Annotated in this window: 21 protein-coding genes, 1 tRNA gene and 1 pseudogene; 21 read left to right on the top strand and 2 right to left on the bottom strand. The window is 69.2% G+C overall.

The window, feature by feature from the left end:
* Positions 1-48: 48 nt before the first annotated feature.
* From C3942_RS14060 to C3942_RS14000, 13 genes are all read left to right on the top strand, one after another.
* On the top strand, positions 49-990 hold the full coding sequence (locus tag C3942_RS14060) for an SDR family NAD(P)-dependent oxidoreductase (protein ID WP_104230984.1): 942 nt from the start codon (positions 49-51) through the stop codon (positions 988-990).
* Between the two features lie 287 nt (positions 991-1,277).
* Entirely contained in the window at positions 1,278-2,258 is a 981-nt protein-coding gene (gene cysB, locus C3942_RS14055; RefSeq protein WP_104230983.1) for an HTH-type transcriptional regulator CysB, read from the top strand.
* Entirely contained in the window at positions 2,255-3,028 is a 774-nt protein-coding gene (locus C3942_RS14050; RefSeq protein ID WP_104230982.1) for an MbnP family protein, read from the top strand. Before cysB ends, C3942_RS14050 begins: the two co-directional genes overlap by 4 nt.
* Positions 3,025-4,053 (top strand): cytochrome-c peroxidase, encoded by a 1,029-nt coding sequence (locus tag C3942_RS14045; RefSeq protein WP_104230981.1) that lies wholly within the window; start codon positions 3,025-3,027, stop codon positions 4,051-4,053. Before C3942_RS14050 ends, C3942_RS14045 begins: the two co-directional genes overlap by 4 nt.
* Positions 4,050-4,538 (top strand): hypothetical protein, encoded by a 489-nt coding sequence (locus C3942_RS14040; protein WP_104230980.1) that lies wholly within the window; start codon positions 4,050-4,052, stop codon positions 4,536-4,538. The genes C3942_RS14045 and C3942_RS14040 overlap by 4 nt, the downstream gene beginning before the upstream one ends.
* Positions 4,535-7,603: an efflux RND transporter permease subunit gene (locus C3942_RS14035; protein WP_207766094.1), complete on the top strand. Its 3,069-nt coding sequence runs from the start codon at positions 4,535-4,537 to the stop codon at positions 7,601-7,603. The genes C3942_RS14040 and C3942_RS14035 overlap by 4 nt, the downstream gene beginning before the upstream one ends.
* Before the next feature lie 139 nt (positions 7,604-7,742).
* Complete coding sequence (locus C3942_RS14030; RefSeq protein ID WP_104230979.1) at positions 7,743-10,526, top strand: hypothetical protein; 2,784 nt, start codon at positions 7,743-7,745, stop codon at positions 10,524-10,526.
* 115 nt (positions 10,527-10,641) lie between these two features.
* Entirely contained in the window at positions 10,642-11,505 is an 864-nt protein-coding gene (locus C3942_RS14025) for a peptidylprolyl isomerase (protein ID WP_165797454.1), read from the top strand.
* 9 nt (positions 11,506-11,514) lie between these two features.
* Positions 11,515-12,156 (top strand): ankyrin repeat domain-containing protein, encoded by a 642-nt coding sequence (locus tag C3942_RS14020; RefSeq protein WP_104230977.1) that lies wholly within the window; start codon positions 11,515-11,517, stop codon positions 12,154-12,156.
* Positions 12,157-12,166: 10 nt separating this feature from the next.
* Complete coding sequence (locus C3942_RS14015; RefSeq protein ID WP_104230976.1) at positions 12,167-13,201, top strand: efflux RND transporter periplasmic adaptor subunit; 1,035 nt, start codon at positions 12,167-12,169, stop codon at positions 13,199-13,201.
* A complete protein-coding gene (locus tag C3942_RS14010) occupies positions 13,198-14,247 on the top strand; it encodes an efflux RND transporter periplasmic adaptor subunit (protein ID WP_104230975.1) in 1,050 nt (349 codons plus the stop codon). Before C3942_RS14015 ends, C3942_RS14010 begins: the two co-directional genes overlap by 4 nt.
* A gap of 142 nt (positions 14,248-14,389) precedes the next feature.
* Entirely contained in the window at positions 14,390-15,418 is a 1,029-nt protein-coding gene (locus tag C3942_RS14005) for a hypothetical protein (RefSeq protein WP_133164309.1), read from the top strand.
* A gap of 64 nt (positions 15,419-15,482) precedes the next feature.
* On the top strand, positions 15,483-16,229 hold the full coding sequence (locus C3942_RS14000; protein WP_104230973.1) for a hypothetical protein: 747 nt from the start codon (positions 15,483-15,485) through the stop codon (positions 16,227-16,229).
* A gap of 181 nt (positions 16,230-16,410) precedes the next feature.
* Here the strand turns inward: C3942_RS14000 and C3942_RS13995 are convergent, their stop codons facing one another.
* Positions 16,411-16,911, bottom strand: a complete 501-nt coding sequence (locus tag C3942_RS13995; protein WP_104230972.1) for a potassium channel family protein — start codon at positions 16,909-16,911, stop codon at positions 16,411-16,413.
* A gap of 123 nt (positions 16,912-17,034) precedes the next feature.
* Between C3942_RS13995 and C3942_RS13990 the strand changes: the two genes are divergently transcribed.
* The 6 genes and pseudogenes from C3942_RS13990 (at position 17,035) to C3942_RS13970 (ending at position 20,260) form a co-directional block, all read left to right on the top strand.
* Positions 17,035-18,045: an RNA polymerase factor sigma-32 gene (locus C3942_RS13990; RefSeq protein WP_104230971.1), complete on the top strand. Its 1,011-nt coding sequence runs from the start codon at positions 17,035-17,037 to the stop codon at positions 18,043-18,045.
* A 300-nt stretch (positions 18,046-18,345) separates the two neighbouring features.
* Positions 18,346-18,771: an Hsp20/alpha crystallin family protein gene (locus C3942_RS13985; RefSeq protein ID WP_104230970.1), complete on the top strand. Its 426-nt coding sequence runs from the start codon at positions 18,346-18,348 to the stop codon at positions 18,769-18,771.
* 112 nt (positions 18,772-18,883) lie between these two features.
* Positions 18,884-19,174 (top strand): TraR/DksA family transcriptional regulator, encoded by a 291-nt coding sequence (locus tag C3942_RS13980; RefSeq protein WP_207766093.1) that lies wholly within the window; start codon positions 18,884-18,886, stop codon positions 19,172-19,174.
* A gap of 35 nt (positions 19,175-19,209) precedes the next feature.
* Positions 19,210-19,284: pseudogene (locus C3942_RS22970) on the top strand (thiol reductase thioredoxin); the annotation flags it as partial.
* A 33-nt stretch (positions 19,285-19,317) separates the two neighbouring features.
* On the top strand, positions 19,318-19,632 hold the full coding sequence (locus C3942_RS13975) for a thioredoxin family protein (RefSeq protein WP_207766092.1): 315 nt from the start codon (positions 19,318-19,320) through the stop codon (positions 19,630-19,632).
* A 4-nt stretch (positions 19,633-19,636) separates the two neighbouring features.
* Positions 19,637-20,260, top strand: a complete 624-nt coding sequence (locus tag C3942_RS13970; RefSeq protein ID WP_133164308.1) for a hypothetical protein — start codon at positions 19,637-19,639, stop codon at positions 20,258-20,260.
* Between the two features lie 439 nt (positions 20,261-20,699).
* Here C3942_RS13970 and C3942_RS13965 read toward each other — a convergent pair.
* Positions 20,700-20,776 (bottom strand) — tRNA-Arg (locus C3942_RS13965).
* Between the two features lie 151 nt (positions 20,777-20,927).
* On the opposite strand from C3942_RS13965, the gene C3942_RS13960 reads away from it, so the two are divergent.
* Entirely contained in the window at positions 20,928-21,410 is a 483-nt protein-coding gene (locus tag C3942_RS13960) for a c-type cytochrome (protein ID WP_104230967.1), read from the top strand.
* 230 nt (positions 21,411-21,640) lie between these two features.
* Positions 21,641-22,762, top strand: coding sequence for an outer membrane beta-barrel protein (locus tag C3942_RS13955; protein WP_165797453.1), 1,122 nt, complete (start codon positions 21,641-21,643; stop codon positions 22,760-22,762).
* The last annotated feature ends 14 nt before the right edge of the window (positions 22,763-22,776 follow it).

The following is a 22,776-nucleotide window of genomic DNA, read 5'->3' as shown; positions in this document are numbered from 1 at the left end:
CCCGGCGCCCCGGCGACACTGTCGCGGTTCCCCTCACCGGACCGCGACATGAGGCTGCCCGTTCCCGATACACCCGATCTGCTGCGCGGCCGCAGCGCCCTGGTCACCGGCGCTGCCGGCGGCCTGGGCTATGCCAGCGCCTCGCGCCTGCTGGGCCTGGGGGCCCGTGTGCTGCTGGCCGACATCAACGCGGCCGCCGGCGAACAGGCCGTGGCCACGCTGCGCGCGCGCCACCCGGGCGCGGAGCTGGAGTTCCTGGCGGCCGATCTTTCCGACATGGGCAGCGTGCGGGCGCTGGCCGCGGCCGTGGCGGCGCGCGGCGATCGCCTGGACCTGCTGCTGAACAATGCCGGCATCTATCCGCCGTCGCAGCGCATGCAGACCGCCCAGGGCTGGGAACTGAGCCTGGCCATCGCCCTGATCGGCCCGCATGCCCTGACGCTGCAACTGCTGCCGCTGCTGGAACGCAGCGAGGCCGGGCGCGTGGTGGCCGTCACCAGCCTGGTGCAGAGCCAGGGGCGCATGGATTTCGAGGATCCCTTCCTGCGGCTCCGCTACCGGCCGATCGATGCCTACCGCCAGAGCAAGCTGGCGGCGCTGGCCTTCGCGGTGGAGCTGCAGCGGCGCCTCGCCGCCACGGGCAGCCGCGTCAGCAGCGTCGCGGCGCATCCCGGGGTCTGCCGCACGCAGCTGGGGCAGAACCGCCGCCGCAACGCCAGCGACAGCTGGTGGCAGCGTGGCACGGCCGATTTCTTTGCCTATACGCAGCAGCGCTTCGGGCAGGAAGCCGAGCGGGCCGCCGACTCGATCCTGGCGGCGCTCTGCGCGCCCGGCCTGCCGGCGGGGGCGCTGGTGGGGCCTTCCGGCTGGCTGCAGATGGCAGGCCCGCCGGCGCTGCAGCGGCCGAACCCTTTGGCGCTGGACGCCGCTTTCGGCGCGCGGCTCTGGGCGCTGGCCGAGGACTGCAACGGCTGCCGCTGGCCGGCCTGAGGCGTCCCGGCGTGCGGCTCCCCGTACCGGCGGCTCCGTGCCCGGCGCGCTTGGCTGCCTCCGGCCCGCATCTGCAGCATTCGTGCATGCGTCGACGCCCCCTGCGGCGAACGGGTGGCGATCCCCGCCACATAGGGCGTTATGGAATATAAGTAAAACACCATATTCTTTTGATATATAACGCTGCTGCCCTAGATTGCTCGCCGGTTCGGAGAATCGGTTCTAAGGGTGGCGGCGATGCAACAGCAAGACAGGTCGGGGCGCAGGCCCTGGGCGGGAGTCCGTCCATGAAACTGCGACAGCTGCGGTACATCCACGAGGTCTCGCGCCGCGGGCTCAACGTCACGGCGGCGTCGATGGCACTGTTCACCTCCCAGCCCGGCGTCAGCAAGCAGATCCGCGTGCTGGAAGAGGAACTGGGCGTCGACATCTTCGAGCGCAGCGGCAAGCACCTGACCCAGGTGACGCCGGCAGGCCGGCGCATCCTCGAGCACACGCAGCGCGTGCTGACCGAGATCGAGAACATTTCGCGCATCGCCGGCGAGTACCGCGACACCGACGCCGGGGACCTGGCGATCGCCACCACGCATACGCAGGCGCGCTATGCGCTGCCCGGCGTGGTCAGCGCCTTCACCGGCAAGTACCCCAAGGTTTCGCTGCACCTCCACCAGGGCTCGCCGGTGCAGATCTCCAAGATCGCCGCGGAAGGGCAGGCGGATTTCGCCATCGCCACCGAGGCCATGGACCTCTACGACCAGCTGGTGATGCTGCCCTGCTACCGCTGGAACCGCTGCGTGCTGGTGAAGCCCGAGCATCCCCTGGCCCAGGCGCGCGAGCTGACGCTGGAGGACGTGGCCCAGTATCCGCTGGTGACCTACACCTTCGGCTTCAACGGCCGCTCGCAGCTGGATAAGGCCTTTGGCGCACGCGGGCTCAAGCCCAACCTGATGCTGACGGCGGTGGACGCCGACGTGATCAAGACCTACGTCCGTCTGGGGCTCGGCATCGGCATCGTGGCCGACATGGCCTACGACCCGCAGACGGACACCGACCTCGTGCGCCTGCCCGCCGGGCACCTGTTCGAGTCCAGCACCACGCACATCGGCTTCCGCCGCGGCATGTTCCTGCGCGGCTACATGTACGACTTCATCCAGCTGTTCGCCCCGCACCTGGGACGCGACATCGTCGACGAGATCGGCCGCCTGGCCGACCCCGAAGAGCGCCGCAACCGCGCGCGCGAACTGCTGCCGGTCCTGCGGACGCTATGAGCCGGCTGATCCTGCCGATCCTGGCCCTGGCGCTGGGACTGGCCGGCTGCACCCGCGCGCCGGAACTCGACGTGGAGATCGACATCAGCCACGTCGTCGGCAGCGAGCCGCTGCGCCTGGACGACGCGATCTACCGCAACGCGGCGGGCGAGGACTTTTCGGTCAGCCGGCTGCGCTACTACCTGAGCCTGCCGCGGCTGCGGCGCGCCGATGGCAGCTGGTTCGCGCCGCTGCATCCGGCGGAATCGGCCGAGGCCTATCACCTGGTGGACGAGGCCAGGGCCGACAGCCGGCGCCTGCGCATCGCCGGCGTGCCGGCGGGCGAGTACACCGGCGTCGAGTTCCTGGTCGGGGTCGACGAGGCGCGCAACCATGCCGGTGCGCAGACCGGCGCCCTGGATCCCGCGCGCGGCATGTTCTGGACCTGGAAGAGCGGCTACATCTTCCTGGTGCTGGAAGGGAAATCCCCGCAGTCGCCGGCCCCGGGCGGACGCTTCAGCTATCACCTGGGCGGCGGCGAGCCGTCGCTGGCGCGACGCGTCTATCTGCCGTTCGGCGAGCGTCCGGTCCGGGTCGAGGAGCGGCTGCGGCCGACCGTGCACCTGGCGGTGGACGTGGGCGCGCTGCTTTCCGCCGTGAACCCGGTGCGGATCGCGCAGTTGCCCGAAGCCATGGACCCGGTGTCGGCCAGGCCGCTGGCCGACAACGCGGCGGCGATGTTCCGCGTCGATCATCTGCACCACGAGCCGCGCCGGCGCGGTGGCGGATGAGGCGCCGCGCCTTGGCCCTGCTGCCGCTGCTGCTGGTCCTGCTGCTCGCCGCGAACGGCGTGCTGCGCCAGCGCCTGGCGGATTTCGTCGAGAGCTTTCCCACGCCTCGGGCCGCCGTGCCCGCGGGCTGGCCGGCGCCGCAGTACGACTTCTCCGGCAACCCGGTGACTGCCTCCGGCTTTGAACTGGGGCGGCGCCTGTTCCACGATCCGCGGCTGTCGCTGGACGGCAGCATTTCCTGCGCCAGCTGCCACCAGCAGTTCGCCGCCTTCGCGCACCTGGACCATCGCGTCAGCCATGGCCTGCACGGCGCCAACGGCACGCGCAACGCGCCGGCGCTGTTCAATCTCGCCTGGCAGCCGGCGCTGATGTGGGATGGCGCGATCCACAACCTGGAACTGCAGCCGCTGGCGCCCCTGGCCAATCCGGTGGAAATGGGCGAGACCCTGGAGGGCGTGCTGGTGAAGCTGCGCGCCGATGCGGGCTACCGCCGCCGCTTCGAGGCGGCTTTCGGTCCCGGCGAGATCGACAGTCGCCGCGTGCTGCTGGCGCTGACCCAGTTCATCGGCACGCTGCGCTCGGCAGACTCGCGCTACGATCGCGGCGAGCTGTCGGCACGGGAGCGGGAAGGGCTGGCGCTGTTCCGCCGCCACTGCGCCACCTGCCACCGGGAGCCGCTGTTCACCGACTACAGCTACCGCGGCAACGGACTCGACGCCGACAGTGCCGATGCCGGCCGCGGCGCCATCAGCGGCAAGGCCGCGGAGCGTGGCCGCTTCAAGGTGCCGTCGCTGCGCAACGTCGCGGTCACGGCCCCCTACATGCATGACGGCCGCTTCGACACGCTGTCGCAGGTGCTGCGCCACTATGCCTCGGGAATCCGCGACTCGGCGGCGCTGGATCCCGCGTTGCGCGGCGGCCTGGCGCTGGGGCCGGAGCAGCAGCAGGCGCTGGTGGCCTTCCTCGAGACGCTGACGGACGAAGCCTTCCTGCAGGATGCCCGCTACGCGGAGCCCCTGCCATGAAGCGGGTCGCCGCCCTCCTGCTGCTGGCATCGGCCTTCCTCGCCCAGGCCCACGAGGGCCATGAGCATGGCGATGCGGCCGAAGCCGCCGCCGCGCTGGAGCCGCGGGTGGAGTTCCACAGCGCGCGCATCGAGGGCGTCGTGGCGCGGGGCGCCGAGGCGCTGCTGGTCTATGCCGACGACTACGCCAGCAATGCGCCGCTGGAGAACCTTTCCGTGGCGGTGGCCGTGGCGGACCGCCGCATCGAGGCCCAGCCGCTGGGCGAGGGAATCTATCGCCTGCCGCTGGACCTGCTGCCGGAGGAGGAATCGCTGCAGCTGCAGCTGCGCGGCGAGGGCTGGCAGGAGAGCTTCGCGCTGCAGCTGCCGCCCGCGGCGCTGCAGGGGGAGGGAGCACCGCGCCCCCGGTGGCCCTGGGCGCTGGCCCTGGTGCTGGCGGTGTCGGCGGGCCTCGTCCTGCTGCGGCGCCGCCGGAGGCGGGCTTGAGCTTCGCCGGCATCCTGCGCTGGAGCCTGCACAACCGGGCGCTGGTGCTGCTGTTCTCGCTGGCCCTGCTGATCGCGGGACTGGCCAGCCTGCAGCGCCTGCCGGTGGACGTGCTGCCCGAACTGAACCGCCCGACCGTCACCGTGCACGTCGAGGCGGCCGGCCTGGCGACCGAGGACGTAGAGACCCTGGCCACCGTGCCGCTGGAGGCGGCCCTGCAGGGCATTCCCGGGCTGCAGCGCCTGCGCACGACCACCGCCCCGGGCCTGGCGCTGGCCTATGCCGAATTCGGCTGGGACATGGACCCCTACCGCGCCCGCCAGCTGGTGGCGGAGCGACTCGATCTCGCGCGGCTGCCGGAAGGCCTCAAGGCCCGGCTGGGGCCGATGACCTCGCTGATGGGCGAGATCCTGCTGCTATCGCTGCAATGGCGTGATCCGGGGACGGACGATGCCGCCGGCCTGCGCGACGCGGCCGACTGGACGCTGCGGCCGGCGCTGCTCGGGGTGCCGGGCGTCGCGCAGGTCAGCGTGATCGGCGGCGATGTGCGGCAGGTCGAGCTGCGGCCCGACCCGCAGCGCCTGCAGGCGCTGGGCGTGTCGCTGCAGCAGATCGAGCAGGCCCTGCGCGGGCACGGCCGCGCGGCCGGCGGCGGCTACGCCGAGGACCAGGGCCAGCAGATCGCGGTGGGGAGCCGCGCCGCGCCGGCGGACTTCGGCGAACTGGCGCAGGTCGCGGTGGACTGGCGTGGCGGTTCGCCGCTGCGCCTGGGCCAGGTCGCGGAGATCGGCCAGGGTCACGCGATCCGGCGCGGCGCCGCCGGCTATGGCGGGCGGGCCGCGGTGATCCTGGCGGTGCAGAAGCATCCGGGCGCGGACACCGTGGCCGTCACGGCCGCGGTGGAACGCCGCCTGGCGGAACTGGCGCCGCGGCTGCCGCCCGGCACCGAGGCCGCGGCCCTGTTCCGCCAGGCCGACTTCATCGGTCGCTCCATGGACAATCTCGGCGCCTCGCTGCTGCATGCCAGCGTGATCGTCGCGGCGACGCTGCTGGCGTTCTTCGCCGGCCTGCGGCCCAGCCTGATCGCGCTGGCGGCGATTCCGCTGTCGATGCTGTCGGCCGTGCTGGTCTTCCACGCGCTGGGCCTGTCGGTGAACACGATGACCCTGGGCGGGCTCGCCATCGCCGTGGGCGAACTGGTGGACGACGCCGTGGTCGGCGTCGAGAACGTGATGCGGCGCCTGCGCACCGGCGGCGGCGACGCCTTGGCCACGATCCTTGCCGCGACGGTCGAGGTGCGCTCCGGCATCCTTTACGCCACCTTCATCATCGTGCTGTCCTTCCTGCCGCTGTTCGCGCTGGGCGGCATCGAAGGACGGCTGTTCCTGCCGCTGGGCATCGCCTATGTCACCGCGATCCTGGCCAGCCTGCTGGTGGCGGTGACGCTGACGCCGGTGCTGTGCAGCCTGCTGCTGCGCGGCGGCACGCCGCGGCGGATCGGCGAGCGGCGCTGGCTGTCACGCCTGCGCGAGCGCTACGCGTTGCTGCTGGCGCGGAGCCTGCGGCATCCCCGCGCGGTGACGGCCATCACGCTGGCGGTGCTGGCGGTCGCCGCCGTCGCGGCCCTGCTGCTGCCGCGCAGCTTCCTGCCGCCGTTCAACGAGGGCACGCTGACCGTCAACCTGGTGCTGCAGCCCGGCATCTCCCTGGAGGAGTCCGACCGGCTGGGGCGCCTGGCGGAACGCCTGATCCTGCCGCTGCCGGGCGTCGAAGCGGTGGGCCGCCGCACCGGCCGCGCCGAACTCGACGAGCATGCCGAGGGCCTGCACTACTCGGAACTGGACGTGGCGCTGTCCGCGGATGCCCGGCGCGACGACCTGGTGGCGGCCTTGCGCCGCCGCCTGTCCGTGCTGCCGGGCGACATCGCCATCGGCCAGCCGATCTCGCACCGCATCGATCACCTGATGTCAGGCGTGCGCGCGCCGCTGGTGGTGAAGGTCTTCGGCGACGACCTGGCGACGCTGCAGCGGCTGGGCCTGCAGGTCCAGGCCAGCCTGCGGGAGCTGCCGGGCCTGGCGGACGTGCAGCTGGAGCGCCAGGACGCGGTGCCGCAGGCGCGCCTGCGCGTCGATACGCGGGCCGCCGCGCTCTACGGCCTCTCGCCGGCGGCCGTGCTGCGCCAGGTCGGCAACCTGACCGTGGGCCTGCCGCTGTCGGAGTTCGTCGACGGCGACCGGCGCCATGAACTGGTGCTGCGCCTGCCCGAGCGGCAGCGCAGCGTCGAGGCGCTGCGCGAGCTGCCGCTGGAATCGCCGGCAGGCCGTGTGCCGTTGTCCTGGATCGCGACCCTGGAGCTGGAGCCGGGCGCCTACCAGGTCGGCCGCGAGGGCTCGCGCAGGCGCATCGCGGTATCCGCCTTCCCCGCGGCCCGGGGGTTCGAGCGGGCCGGCGCCGCCGCGCGCGAACGCCTGAAGGCGCTGCCGCTGCCGCCCGGGTACGAACTGCGTTTCGAAGGACAGGCCGAGGAGCAGCGCCGTGCCGCGCAGCGCGTGCTGCTGCTGGCGGGCCTGTCGCTGCTGTTCATGCTGGTGCTGCTGCACGGCCGCTACCGCTCGCTGCGGCTGGCGCTGATCGTGCTGGGCAACGTGCCGCTGGCCTGCGCGGGCGGCGTGCTGCTGATGGCGATCACCGCCACGCCGCTGTCGGTGGCCAGCCTGGTGGGTTTCGTCACCCTGGCGGGTATCGCCGTCCGCAACGCCATCCTCAAGATCAGCCACTACATCCGGCTGGCGCGCGACGAAGGCGAGTCCTTCGGCGAGGCGCTGGTGGTCCGCGGTTCCGCGGAGCGCCTTGCTCCGGTGCTGATGACGGCGCTGATCGCGGCCCTGTCGCTGCTGCCGCTGGTCATCGCCGGCGGCACGCCGGGGCGCGAGATCCTGCATCCCGTGGCCCTGGTCGTGTTCGGCGGCCTGATCAGCAACACGCTGCTCGACAGCTTCGTCACGCCGGCGCTGTTCCTGCGCCATGGCGAAGCCCCTCTGCGCGTCCTTGCCGGAAAGTCATGAGCTTATGCCTTCGCCGACCATAACCGCGGAAAAACTATTCTATTTCAGAGAGGGTCTACGGCCTCTCCTGCGTGGCTATTCTGCGCTCCGAATGCCGTTCGTATCGCGGCACAAACAAGCGAAAGCCACAGGAGTGGACATGTACGAATTTTCCAAGGGAGTCCTGCGGTCGTTGCGGCGAGTTGCGCTCGCGGCGACGGCCAGCGGCGTGATCGCCGCGGCGGGAGCGGCACAGGCGTCCGCGCCTGCCGCCATCAACAAGTACACGGGGGAGATCATTCCCAACGGTTCGGTGCTGCTGGTCTGGACGGGCGACGGTTGCGCCCTGCCGGTGCCGGTGGGTACCTGCAGTCCCGACAGCGCGCAGGACTTCCTGGCGGTGGTCGACGTGGAGCCCAACTCCACCCGCTACGGCGACGTCATCTGGACCGCCGAGCTGCCGCGCGTGACGCTGTCCAACATCCTGCCGGGCGGCCTCATCGCCAACTCCGATGCGCACAACGACCCGCATCACATGCTGAGCTACACCTCGTACATCTCCGGCGGCGGCGACGGCCTGCAGAAGGGTCGCAAGTACACCTTCGGCGGCGGCGTGATCAGCAAGAACGTGTTCCGCTACGACATCACCAGCGTCCGCAACATCCAGAAGGCCGACCTGGTGGTCTGCGGCACGCAGCCCAAGCGCTCTTCGCTGACCGACGACTTCATCGTCATGCCGGCGCCGGGCGGCGACCACAAGATCATCTACACCTACATGGGCAGCTACGGCTACGGCGCCATGGGCACGGTCACCGAGATCGACCCGGGCCGCAATGCGCCGACGCTGGCCGGGTTGTGCACGCCGTCGGTTCCCGCGGTGGCGCCGCTGCTCGAGACCGTGGGCCTGCTGGGCTGCGTCGGCGGCACCGCGCCGGAAGACAGCGCCGAGCCGGGCCACAAGGGCATCACCGAGTACCCGGGCTGCGTCAGCGCCAACCAGCCGCGCAACCCGACGAACTACACCAGCTACCCGGACCAGCGCGAGTCACGCAAGCGCAACCAGGGTGTGTTCTTCCTGGGCAACGCCGACGCCGGCCACGAGTCTCAGCCGCACGGCATGGGCCTGACCTATGACGGCAAGTACCTGGCGACCTCGGACTACGCCGTGCCGGCCTCGATCGGCGCCGCCGCCATCAACGGCGCGCTGTCGGTGTTCTGCGCCAAGAACCAGAACATCAACGCCGGCCCGCTGGGCATCTGCGGCTCCACCTACGGCGCCTCGGTGCGCGTGTGGGAGACCAGCGGCGTGTACAACCTGGGCAAGACCCGCGACTCGCTGAAGGAAGCCAACGTCTATTCCGGCAACTCCTACATCCGCTCGGTCAGCGCCGTGCCGGATGGCCCGCGCCACGAGGAAGTGTTGTTCCACGAGGAGAACGAGGGCCTGATGGCTTTCGGCCTGGCGCACCAGTCGCATCACTGCTCGGGCCAGAAGGGCTGGGAGAACCTGGGCGATCCGTCCTACGACGCCGCCGTGACCAAGGCCGGTGTCGCGGCCAACGACGCCTCGAAGGTCAGCTCCTCCGACTGCAAGCCGGGCGATGCCGACTACGTGCCGCATGACGGTGCCTTCACCGCCAGCATGTGCGGCGGCGTGCTGTACTACTCGCCGGACATCACCATCCGCGGCGACCAGCCGAATGCCTACGGCGGCACGGGCCCCTACTGGCGCCCGGTGTACGACGTCGGTCCCTGCTCGGGCGTGTCGTACTTCACGCTGTCGGACGACGACCGCTTCCTGATCCAGCCGGTATCGGGCATCCAGAGCCCGCCCAGCATCGATCCCTCGGGCAGCGCCGTGTTCGACCGCGACTACCCGCGCCAGCACAGCCGCCGCGTGCTGACCGTGGACGTGCGTCCGCTGCTGGCCAAGGGCAAGGCCGACACCGCCGAGACCCGCATCCAGTGCGACTTCCCGCCGCCGGACGCGACCCGTCCCGCCAACACCTCGCTGGGCACCGCAGCCACGCGCAGCAACCGCTTTGCCGGCGCCAGCGGCAAGTTCAACGTGCTCAAGCACAACAACGAGGCGGACGATTGCCCGCGTATCCGTGGCGCCATCGGCCAGTTCGAGACCGGCCCGCACGGCAAGGGCCTGCCCACCACGGTGTCTTCCAACACCGACCAGGTCGGCACCGGCTACCTGCGCCTGGTGAGCGTGCTCGACAACGTGCTGAACCCCGGCACGCTGCTGAACAACATCACCGACGCCGCCGGCAACGTGCTGGACGGCAGCGCCATCCGCAACCTGCTGGAGCTGAACGTCGACGGCCTGGGCGTCCTCGATGGCCTGGACGTGGCCGGCATCATCCTCAACGGCCAGCAGACCGGCGGCGAGCCCTCGGGCGACGGCGGCACGCCGGGCAGCGGCAACCTCAACTCGCTGCAGAACCTGTACACGCACGGCGGCCCGCACTTCACGCTGTACGACCGCGTCGGTCACCAGCGCACGCCGAGCGGCGAGGGCGGCTACCTGGACCTGCGTCCGAAGGTGGTCAACGGCCTGGGCCTGCCGCGCGACCAGGTGGAAGGCCAGCCGGAAGCCTCGGGTTCCGCCCGCTTCGCCTTCATCCAGTACTTCGTGGAACTGCAGCACGTCCCGGGGCCGGGCACCGGCTCCGACGGCGACCGCACGATCTGCCTCGGCAAGTTCGACCGCAAGACCGGCGCGACGGTGCTCGACACCTCGTTCACCGACGAGCTGCTCGGCACGCCCTGCCTGGATTTCGACAGCAAGGCGCGCGACGGCTGGAACTGGCCGGGCGCCCGTGGCGCCAAGGGCGGCGCCAAGCCGCACGCGGCGGCCTTCGAGCGCGACGGCGCGGCGCTGTTCGGCCCGGGCTACTACCCGGCCAAGCCGATCGACGCGGATGGCTCGCAGTAAGACAAGGCCGACAAAGCGGCCGTGATGGAAACCGGACGCTGCCTGCGCAAGCAGGCAGCGTCCTTTCGGCTTCAACGGCCGTGCAACCGACCTTGATTCAACAGAGATGAACGACATGACTTACACCAAGAATCTCCTGGCCCTCGCGCTCTCGACCGTGCTGGGCTCCACCGCGGCGCTGGCCGCCCCGGCTTCGCAGGGCCTGGCCGCGGACGTACTGGTCAACGGCCAGCCCATCAGCCGCAACCACGTGCTGCTGATGAGCCAGGGCATCGACCCGGAGAACCAGTCGAAGCGCTCGGACAATGCCGACGCGCAGGCGGCGGCCCGCGCCGAGCTGATCACCCAGGAAGTGCTGGCGCAGGAAGCGAAGAAGCAGGGCCTGGACAAGGTGCCGGTGATCGCCGACCAGCTGGCCTTCCAGAATCGCGTGATCCTGTCGCGCGCCTACCTGGAGGACTACTTCGCCAAGGACCCGATTACCGATTCGGTCCTGAAGAAGAGCTACGACTTCAAGAAGGCCAACGGCAAGATCCAGGAGTACAAGATCCGCCACATCCTCGTGCAGACGTCCGGGCAGGCCCAGGACCTGATCGCCAAGCTCGGCAAGGGAGAGGACTTCACGGCGCTGGCCAAGCGCAGCACCCAGGATCCCGGGGGGCAGGCCAACGGCGGCGACCTGGGCTGGTTCCGCCCGGACATCTTCGTGGACCATCACTTCACCGACGCCGTCGAGGCGCTGAAGAAGGGCCAGTACACCAAGACCCCGGTGCGCACCCGCTTCGGCTGGCACGTGATCAAGCTCGAGGAGGCTCCGCGCCCGGTGGCCAACCCGGAGACCTTCGAGGCGCTGGACGACTCGGTCAAGGAGGCGCTGCGCCAGAAGGCCGCGCAGATCCGCATCGAGGAGCTGACCGCGCGCCTGACCGCCGGCGCCAAGATCAGCAATCCCGGCACCGTCGCCCGCCGCGAGCCGTAAGGAGCCGACATGAACCCCAACAAGATCGTCGTCGCCCTGCTGCCGCTGCTGCTGGCCGCCTGCGCCAGCACGCCCGGCTCGCCGGAAGCCGCCCAGCCTGCCGCCACCCCGGCCGCCGCCGCGCAGCCGGCGCTGACGCAGGAAGAGCGCGTCGCCTTCTTCGTCAACCATGCCCGCGCGGGCGAACTGCTCGACGTGGCGCGCGAACTCAAGGCCGGCCTCGACGTCAATGCCTTCGACTCGCTGGACCAGACGGCACTGATCGGCGCGGTCAGCCACAAGCAGATCCTGGCGGTGAAGCTGCTGCTCAACAGCGGCGCCAACCCTGGCCTGGCGGACCGTGCCGGCTGGACGCCGCTGATCCATGCGGTCTACGCGGGCGCCGATCCGGAGCTGCTGGGCCTGCTGCTGGAGGCGGGCGCCGACATCAATGGCCGCAATGACCGCGGCATCACGGCTCTCTATCTCGCCAGTGTCAGCGGGCGCGAGGAGCAGGTGAGCTACCTGCTGTCGCGCGGTGCCGATCCAACGCTGGCCTCCAAGGCCGGGTACACGCCGCTGAAGATCGCCCAGCTCAAGGGCCTGCAGAAGGTGGTTGCGCTGCTGAAGGATGCGCCGTCGCCCTCGACGGCCGCCCGCGCCACGCCCTGAGGAAAGCCCGATGCTGCGCGCCGCCGCCCTGCTGCTGTGCCTGCCGCTGCTGGCATGGGCGGCGCCGGGCGAGGGCGTGCTGCAGCTGGACAAGGCCGAACAGCGGCGGCTGCAGCTGCGGACCCAGCGGGCCGACGCGCCGCCGCCGCCGCTGCTGCTGCCGGCGCGCGTGGTGGTGGATCCGCGGCGCCACCTGCGCGTGACCAGCATCCAGGCCGGCACGCTGGAGCCGCCGCCGGCAGGTTTCGCGGTAGCGGGCGACGCGGTGGCGGCAGGCCAGCTGCTGGCCTGGCTGCGGCCGGCGCTGACGGCGCCGCAGCGGCGCGACCTGGAAGCCGAGCGCGTCGGCGTGGAGCGCGACCTGAAGCTGGGTCGCCTGCAGATCGACCGCTACTCGATCGACGAGGCGGAGAATCTCGACGTGCGCCTGCCGACGCCTTCGATCCAGATCCTGACCGACTACCGCATCGCCAAGGCCCGGCAGGTGGAACTGCGGCGCGCCCTCGACGGCCGCGTGGCGATCCGCGCGCCGGCCTCGGCCATCGTGCTGCGTTCCGCCCTGCGCGCCGGCCGCGTGGCCGGCGAGGGCGAGACGCTGCTGGAGCTGAACAGCAGCGGCGGCATGGCGGTGGAACTGCTGTTCGACGGCGAGGACTACGACAGCGCCCGGGCGGAATCCGCCTGGACGCTGCAGGGTGAAACACTGGCGCTGGGATTCCTCGGCGAAACCCTGGATCCGGCCTCGCGCTCGCGCCGCGCGCTGTACTCGGCCGGCGCCGCGGCCGCGCCGCTGGCCGTGGGACAGCCGCTGCGATTGGGCCTGCCGCGCAAGCCGCAGCCGGGCGGCCTGCTGCCGGCGCGCAGCATCCAGAACCGCGGCGGCCGCCAGTTCGTCTGGCTGCACGAGGCCGCGGAACGCTTCGTGAGGCGCGAGGTGACGGCCACCGTCCTGCCGGATGGCTGGGCGCGCATAAGCTCCGGCCTGGAGCCGGGCTCGCGCGTGGTGGTCGAAGGTGCGGCGGCACTGTCGGGGAGGGGGCCGTGAATCGCCTGCGCCATTCGCTGGCAGCCATGCTCCTGGCAATGGCCTGCGCCGGCCATGCCGCCGTGCTCCCTGCCGAGGGCGTGCAGCGCGTCGGCCCGGGCGAACTGCGGGTGCCCAAGAGCCTGCAGAGGCTGCTTGGCCTGCGCACGGCCGTCGCCGCAGAGGTGGATGCCCGCGAGTCGCTGCTGGCCGAAGTCGTGGCCGACCCGCGCTACTCCGGCGAACTGCGCGCCGCGCAGGCCGGTACGCTGGAGCCGGCGGAGCGCTGGGCCCTGCCGGGCGAGCAAGTGCGCAAGGGTGAATTGCTGGGCTGGCTGCGGCCGGCCATGCCGCAGGCCGAGGCGGCGCGGCGGCAGGCCGAGATCGCGCGCCTGGATGAAAGGCTGCGCATCGCGCGGATGAATTTCGAGCGCCTGCGCGTGCAGGCCGACGCCCTGGACAATCCCGAGGCCACGCAGAACAACGTCTACTACGAACAGGCCGAGCTCGACTGGCAGGCGCTGCAGCGCCAGCGCGAACTGGCGGCACTGGGCCTGGCGGTGCGCCAGCCGCTGCGCGCCCCGGCCGGCGGGACGCTGGCCAGCGCGCCGGTGCGTGAAGGCGAGAGGGTGGCCGCGGGCCAGCTGCTGTTCGAGATCGCCGATCCCTCGCGCCTGCAGCTCTCGGCGCTGAGCCATGACGCCACGCTGCCGGCACGCCTGCGCGGCGCCACGCTGCGGCTGCCGGACGCGGTCCTGTCCCTGCGCTACCGCGGCAGCGAGCCGCAGCGCGGCGCCACCGGCTGGAAGCTGTTGTTCGAGGCGCTGGAGCCGCCGCCGCGCCCGCTGCTGCCGGGCGAGCTTCACCGTATCGAACTGGCCGCCGCGCAGCCGGCGGGCGCGGCGCGCCAGGGCTGCCTGGCGCTGGGGCAGGGCGAGTCGGGGGTCTGGCTGCACAAGGCACCGGAGCGCTTCGTGCTCAAGCGCGGTGCCGCCTGCCCCGCCTGGACGACCGGCGAGCGCCGCGTGGTGCAGGGTGCCGCGCTGCTCGGGCAGTACCTGCGCTGATGCGGAATAACCATATGCCGCGCACCGGAAGAAGGCCGCACAAAAAGTTCCTTCTGGCATGCGGAACGCTTCACTAGAGTTCAGGAATATCAAGACACCGTGGGCCGCTGCGGTCCGCAGAAATCAGGGAGCGATGGGATTCATGGCAACGACGCACAAGGTTCAACAGATTCTCGGGTTCGCGCTGGCAGGCTCGCTGCTGACGCTGGCGGCCTGCAGCCGCAGCGACCAGGCCAGCGACGGCGCGGTCCTTCCGAGCCGCGGCACCAACACCAGCGCCGCGGCCCTGGGCTCCAAGGCCGATGCGCTGCGTGAACTGGGCGTGATCGGGGCACTGGCCAATCAGGTGGCCGGCGGCGCCTCCGCCTGGAACAGCGGCAACGCCGACGCGCAGCGCGTGCGCCCCTGGGCCTTCAACAATGCCGAGCGCGCGCAGTCCAGCGGAGCCGACAGCTCCAGCGGCAGTTGCCCGGGCGGCGGCAGCTTCACCAGCCAGGACAGCAGCGCCAGCCGCAGCTACACGCTGTTCGGCGGCCAGTCCGCGGAAACCGCGCAATCCAGGAGCAGCGAGGTCAACTGCAAGTCGGCCTTCCCGCAGCAGGGCGGCGTCACGCAGACGCTGTCGCTCAACGGCGTGCAGGAAAGCGGCGCGGCGCAGGGTCTCAGCTACGGCAGCGCCGGCAGCGGCAGCGAGCCCTACACCGAGCTGTACGAGAAGAAGGAGGGATCGCGCCTGGTGGACAGCATCAAGCTCAGCTACCAGGGCCTGTCGGAGGTCAAGTCGGCGCAGGGCAGCCCGCTCGACGCCCGGGCCGTCTATGCCTATCGCTATGCGCGCTCCAGCGGTGATTTCTTCAGTGCCGATGTCGGCAGTTCCGGCACGCCCTTCAAGGTCGTGCAGGGTGACCTGCTGAGCGTCAGCGGCCCGTACTCCTACAGCTCCAAGTCCTGCAACGGCGGCGCCGCCACGGTGACCACCACCGACGGCCTGGCCTTCGCCGGGGCCGGCGACCAGATCGTGGCCGGCACGCTGGAGCTGGCCTCCGGTTCGAACAAGGCGGTGTTCCGCTTCAAGCCGGACGGCAGCGCCGAGCTGGACCTGAACGGCAACACGCAGACGCTCAGCGCCGACGAACTGCGCGCCGCGATCAACCCGGCCAACCCCTGCTGAGGCAGGGGCAGCCCAACGACAACATTCGTGCGCCGGCAGGGATGCCGGCGCGCAGGGGGAAGCAATGAAGCTGAAGACCATGGCCCTGCTCGCAGGGCTCTGCACCGCGCCCGCCTTCGCGGTGACTACTGCCGGTTACGACATCCCGTACGCCGGCATCTACTACGGACACGAGATTTCCGACAGCGCCCGCGATTCCGATGACGGGCGCGGCCTGCAGGTCAATGTCGGCCTGCCGCTGGACTACGGCCGCAACAACGCGCTGGAAGTCAGCCTGTTCGACGTGGGCCGCGAGCGCGACGTGGACGGCCGCAAGGACTACCAGACCGCGCTGTTCGTGGATTGGGTGCATCACTACGCCTCGACCGACGCCGGCATCGCCGCGTTGCCGGCGTTCACGCCGCTGGTGCTCGGCGGCGTCGGCCTGATCAACGAGGATGTGGATGGCGACGAAGACCTGCACGTCGGTGCCAGTGCCGGCGCCGGCCTGCTGTTCCCGCTGCCCTGGTACGGCTTGGCCTTGCGCACGGAGGCGCGTGCCCAGCTGCAGGTCAACGACAAGTCTGTCAGCGGCGAGGACTGGCTGCTGGATTACCGCGTCAATGTCGGCCTGCAGGTGCCGCTGTATTTCCTGCGCGAGGGAGGCTTCGACACCGCCCCGGCCGCCGAATGCCCGGTGGCCGTGGTGGATCCGGCCGGCCAGCGCAGGGATTGCGGCGCGGACAGCGACAGCGATGGCGTCAAGGACGGCACCGACCAATGCCCGGCGACGCCGGCCGGCGTTGCGGTGGAGGGGAACGGTTGCCCCTGAGGCCGATGCGCTGGGCCCGGGCAGGGCTTTGCGCCTGCCTGGGCCTGCGGCGATCCGTCGGCGCTGTCCGGTGACAGTATCCTTCGCTCGCGGCTGAGCCACTCGCGTTACGGGTCGCGCCGGCTCGACCGGTCGTTGGTTTGGGCGTCGCGCTCGCGGCTGCCGCCTGCAGATAAGCGCTCTAATGCCGCCGCTCGCGCCGGCGTCTTTGGGGACGCCAATAGCGCTCCATCTCCAGGTAGGTAAAGGAAGCTGACCAGGTGATCATCACCAGGCCGGTCAGAGCCTCGCTGGCAAGAACCAACCGCAGCGGGCCGTGCGGCACCAGGTCGCCATAGCCCACGGTGGTATAGGTGATGGCCGAGAGATAGATCGTATCCAGCAGCTTCAGCGGCGGCAGATGCCGGGGTGCCTGCAGTCCCGGCATTCCGGAGAGGCCATGGATGCCGATGCCGAACATCCAGATCTCGACGCTATGCAGTCCGATGAGGAAGAACACCACGAGCACCATGCGCGCGCGGGTAGGCACGCGCCAGTTGCCAATTGAGCGGCTGAGGGCGTCCATGCCCTCGAAATGAAGCACCACGCTGAGAGCAACCAGCGTCACCGTCGCGACACCCGCCAGCCAATAGGACGAAGAGGCCAGGGCCTGGAACAGGTCCGGCGTGGCGGTTCCGATCATCGTGAAGGTCCCCTGACAGGCATGGGCCCTCAGGATGCGGTTTCCCCGAGGCCATTGGCCCTGATCCAGGTCAATGCCGGAGCAGGCGGATGAGCCTAGCCTCGCCGTAAAGGAGATCGCTCCATGATCACTACCCTGATGCCGCTGGCGGTACCCTTTGCCGGCTCACGCGCGGAGGGCTTCGATGCTTTCCTGCAGGCGATATACGCCACGCCACTGCTGGAAGGTGAGCGCGAAATGGAGCTGGCGAAGCGCGCGCAGGAGGATGATGCCGAGGCAGCTCAGCAGCTGGCTTTGTCAAACTTGCGGTACGTCGTCTGGCTGGCACGGCGCTACATCGGCTATGGCCTGCCCCTGCCCGATCTGGTGCAGGAGGGCACCGCCGGCCTGCTGAAGGCGATCCGCCGCTTTGATCCTGCTTGTGGGGTCCGTCTGATCAGTTATGCCACCCATTGGATCCGCTCGGAGATCCATGAATACATCCTGCGCCACTGGCAGATCGTGCGCCGCGCCACCACCAAGGCCCAGCGCAAGCTGTTCTTCAGGAGGCAGCAGCTGGCGACATTGGAGGGGGCCAGCGAGGAAGGACAGCAGGAAGCACTCGCCCGGAATCTGAATGTGTCGCTGGAGGAATTGCATGACATGCGTGAACGCCTGGCGGGGTCAGATGTGTCGCTCGACATCGACATGAAGGATGGATCCGGCTGGCATCCGGTGGATCGCCGCGATCCGCTCTGCCTCCTGGAGGAGGCGGAGTCGGAACGGAGGGACGCACCGCGGCTACGTGCGGCCATCGCCAGCCTCGATTCTCGTTCACGCGATATCCTGGTAAGCCGCTGGCTCAGCGAGCCGGCACTTAGCCTCGCCGCACTGGGTGCACGTTACGGCATCAGTGTCGAACGCGTCCGTCAGATTCAGAACCGAGCGATGGGTCGCGTCCGCGAGGCGCTGGAGCTGAACGACCGTCCTGTGCCGACCGGAGGGTCACGAATCCGGTCCATGGATGCGCGCGCCGGTGCTGCGCCAGGGGTGACGTGCAAGCGCCGACGGTCCCGCGGAGCTTGTGGAATTTCGAAGGCCAGGGAGCGCGCAGCGGCCAGCGTGGATCCGTTCTCGGCTCGCCCGTCGCCATAGCCATGGGCAGGTGGCGGTACGGCAGGGGGATTCCGACCAGGCCTCTGTGAGAAGCGCACCGGTATCGCGTCCCTCCGCCACGCTGGACCAGAACCGCGTATCAGCCAGAGCTTCGGGATGTTCCTCCGCCATCTGCCGGAGGCGGCCGCACGGATGAGTGACCCCGGCAGCCAGCGGATATTCGTGCTTCACCTTGGCCGGTCTGCGTGGCGCGCAATTGACCTGCATCAATGCCCGGGGAGGGCCCCGGAGCGAAACTGGGCTCCCGGCTCGATAGCCGGACAGCCAACGGAGATCGACATGCAACTGACCCAGTGGAACCCCTTCCGTGAGATGGAAGACCTGATGACCCGCCTTTCCCGCGGAATCGCACGCCCCCAGGGCAGCGATCTGGCCGAGTGGGCGCCGGTGGTGGATATCACCGAGAACGAACGCGAATACCTGGTCAAGGCGGAACTTCCCGGCCTGAAGAAGGAAGACATCAAGCTGGACCTGGCCAACGGCATGCTTACGCTTTCCGGCGAGCGCAGCAGTGAAAAGGAAAACAAAGGCGAGAAGTACCACCGCATCGAACGCTCCTACGGCCGATTCTCCCGCAGCTTCTCGGTGCCCGACGACGTGAAAGTGGACCAGATCAAGGCCGAGTGCAAGGACGGCGTGGTCTCCGTGCACCTCCCGCGTGCAGAGGCCAAGCCCGCCGCCGCCAAGAGCATCACGGTCGAGTAGGTCGGGCCGGGAGGGGCGCCGCCCCTGCGGTTCCCTTCCCGGCTCCGCAAAGGAGGCCTGCATGCCGTCGAGCTTTGACAGAATGAGGTTTCTGGAGGCTGAGCGCGGCCGCATGACCGATCAGCTGGCACGTCTTGAGTCCTTGCGTCAGCACCGCGAGGATCCGGTATCCCCGGACTTCTCGGAGCAGATTCAGCAGTGCCAGAACGATCCTGTGGTCGAGAAGCTTGAAGCGGCCGCAAGAGCGACGCTGGCGCAGCTGGACCGCGCCATCGAGCGCTTATCAAAGCAGCAGGGCGAGCTGTGCGAGGATTGCGGCCAGGCCATCGATGTGGCCCGGCTGAAGGTCTTGCCCGCGGCGACGCGCTGTCGCAACTGCGAGGAACATCGGCCCTCGCACTGAGTCCGCCCAGCCGCGAAGACCTGCCGGAACTGCCCATGATACGAACCTGCTCCCATTGCGGAACCCGCAACCGCATCCCTGCCCGGCATCTGGCGGATACCGGCCGCTGCGGCGCCTGCCGGCAACCTCTGCCGGCGCTGTCCGTGCCGATCGACGTGGACTCGGCTCTCTTCGATGACATCGCGAACGAGGCCCTGGTCCCCGTGCTGGTGGACTTCTGGGCCCCCTGGTGCGGCCCCTGCCGGACGGCGGCGCCAGAAGTTGCCAAAGCCGCCGGTCGCCTTGCGGGCCAGGCGATCGTTCTCAAGGTGGACACCGAAGCTCAGCCTGCCCTGGCGCAGCGCTACGGAATACGCAGCATTCCCAGCTTCGTTCTGTTCCGGAACGGTCGCCTGGTGCGGATGCAAGCCGGCGTCTTGAGCCATTCCGAACTGGAATGCCTGGCCCTGTCCGGGTGAAATGATGAACGCCGCGGTCCTGCAACGGATGGAAATTTCGCTTTCCAGTCTTGCCCAGCTGTTCAACTCCATGGACCCTGCTCCTTTCTACGAGCGTGATCTCGACCAGCATGCCGAGCACTATCTGGTCAGCTGGGCTCAGGAACTGCCCGAGAATTCACCCCTGGAGCTGATAATCCACCTGCGAGGTGAAGCCGCTACTCCGGCGGCCCAGGCATATGTGCGCGAAGGTTTGTCCCATTACTTTGGTGAGCGGAGCCGCCTCGCCGCCTTGCAACTGCGGGATTTGCTTCGTCAGGGGCGCGCCAGTCTGTTGATCGGCATCGGGTTCCTGTTTGTCTGCCTGGCCCTCGGCAGTTTCTTTGCGGCCGCACCCCGAGGCAGCATTGGCGAACTGCTGCACCAAAGCCTCACCATTGTCGGATGGGTGGCGATGTGGCGCCCTCTGGAGATTTATCTCTATGACTGGTGGCCGCTGCGCCGACAGATGCAGCTCTACAGACGGCTGCAGAACATGCCGGTCAGCTTGCGCGAAACCGAGCAACCTGCGCCCATGGTTTCAGCATCCGTTGCCAGGCGGCCAGATCCACAGGAGGCACCCGTGGCGTCCCAAGATCCGCTGCCCTGATCGTCAGCGCTTCGTGGCGCAGCTCGGAGAACAGCTCCTCTCGAACATGCATTTGTTCCAGGCCGGGCGCGGCCGCACGGCGGTCATGATGGGCGGACTCTAAATCTTTGATTTGGCAAGCGTGGCAGGATGACTCGGCTGTCCTGTCCCTCGGACTCCGGGGATCTGGCGAGACTGCAGCGCCCTGATCCATCCCCAGCCCAGGGTGGCTTACTTCGGCATGACATCGAGTCATGCCTTAGCCGGCCCAGCATTCCATGGCCGGGCATTCGCCGGCAGGAAGTGCATTCAAGGCTTTCCACGGCAAGCCCGACTCAACGCTTCGGCATCGCTGCCTTGCGGCAGCGATGCCACCCGCTGTGAGGGCAGTCGAACCTTTCCTTCGACTGGTCGCAGGCTCGGCTCCCGCCGGGGGCGGGTTTGGAGGGAGAAGCAGATTTGGCGCGCCCGGCAGGATTCGAACCTGCGACCTACGGTTTCGGAAACCGGCACTCTATCCAGCTGAGCTACGGGCGCGTGATATGGTCCCGATACCGCCCTGAAGGGAGCCGAGCCACGGGACGTGGGCGGGGGCGGGTGGGGCCGGCAAGGATACCCGTAAAAGCCGGCACCGGCTATACTCCCGCGCCGCAAAAGCCATATAGCCACGCCATTCAGGGAGTCGTCCGTGGAGCACAAGAACCACGATCAGGTGTTTTTCGTCAATTTCGGCAAGGTCATGGGTGGCCTGTTCCTGATCTTCTTCATCTGCATCGGCGCCGCCGCGCTGATCGACGACGGCGAGGGCCACGGTGACGCCACCGGCCTGGATCGCCTGAATGCCCGTATCGCCCCCGTGGGCACCGTGGTGACCGATCCTTCCGTGCTGCTGCAGCTGCAGCAGGCCAACAAGGTGCAGCGCGCCGCCTACACCGGCGAGGAAGTGGTGACCAAGATCTGCGCCGGCTGCCACGAGACCGGCGTCCAGGGCGCCCCGCACGACAAGGGTGCATGGTCGGCCCGCAAGGCCACCGAAGGCGGCCTGGACGGTCTGGTGGCCAAGGCCATTTCCGGCAAGGGCATGATGCCCCCCCGCGGCGGCGATCCCGACCTGTCCGATGACGAGGTCAAGGCGGCCGTCGAGACGCTGCTGAAGAAAGCCGGCGTCTGATTCCAGGCGCAGCGGCACCCAAAGGCCGGGCTCGATGCCCGGCCTTTTTCGTTTCCGGCGCCCAGGAACGGCCCTGTTTCATTTTCATGACAATTTTGTGAAGCCCTGTTAGAGTCGGACCGCTCTGCACCATCTGGGTGCTTGCGCGAGAGAGGGGATTCCGGCAGTGCGCACCAAAACCGCACGCCCGATTCACGAAAACTGATTCCAAAATGTGTGAAAGGAGCGTTATGAGCAAGTACGTTGGCTTGTTGACGGCGGCGGGTCTCGCCTGCCTTCCGATGATGTCTTCCGCTGCTGCACCGACCCTGACCGAAGTGCTGGGCGCTTCGGGCGTCACGCTGGATGGCTACATCTCCGGCAGCTACACCTACAGCTTCAATGATGACAATCCCGCCGGCGCGGACCTGCAGTTCCGCCAGTTCGACGGCAACTCCGACTCGTTCGACCTCAACCAGGCTGCCTTTACGCTGGCCAAGCTGCCGGCGCAGGGCGCGGGCGGTCTGGTCAACGTCATTGCCGGTGAAGATGCCAAGGCGCTGAGCGCCGCCTACGGCGACGGCGTGCAGAACATCAACGTCACCCAGGCCTACCTGCAGTACGCCACCGGTGGCCTGACCATCATGGGCGGCCGTTTCGTCACCCTCGCGGGTGCGGAAGTGATCAACGACACCCAGAACGCCAACATCTCCCGCGGCCTGCTGTTCACCAACGTGCAGACCCTGGTCCACACCGGCGTGCGTGCCAGCTACAAGCTGGGTTCCGCGACGATCTATGGCGGTCTTTCCAACGCCGGCTTCGGCGGTCTGGCCTTCGTCCCGCCCCCGGCGCCGGGCAACCTGCTGGGCCCGGATGCGGACACGCAGAAGACGGTTGAGCTGGGCTTCAGCATCGCTCCTTCCGCCAAGAGCAGCTTCTCGCTGGTGGGCTACCACTCCTCCGACAACACCATCCCGGTGGAGGAAACCCTGATCGATGCGGTGTTCAGCCTGCAGGCCACCGACGCATTCCAGTTCGTCCTGAATGCCGACTACCGCGTGTCCAAGCCGGACGCCGCCGGCGTCGACGACCAGAAGGTCATGGGCCTCGCCGCCTACGGCAACCTGAAGCTGAGCGACAAGACCCGCGGCTCGCTGCGCCTCGAGTACGTCGACATCAGCGACTCGTTTGTTCTGGGCGACGACACCAACGGCCAGAGCTACACGCTCACGCTGGGCCACATGGTCGCCAGCAACCTCGAGATCCTGGGCGAAGTGCGCTATGACACGTCCGACGACGACGTCTTCGTGGACGGCGCGTCGGTTGAAGACAACCAGGGCAACGTGGCGGTCAAGGCGATCTACAAGTTCTGATCGCTGCTTCAGTC

Source organism: Solimonas fluminis, assembly GCF_002930645.1.
Lineage (GTDB): Bacteria > Pseudomonadota > Gammaproteobacteria > Nevskiales > Nevskiaceae > Solimonas_A > Solimonas_A fluminis.
Note: the sequence above shows the minus strand (reverse complement) of the source record. Positions and strands in the feature narration are given on the sequence as shown.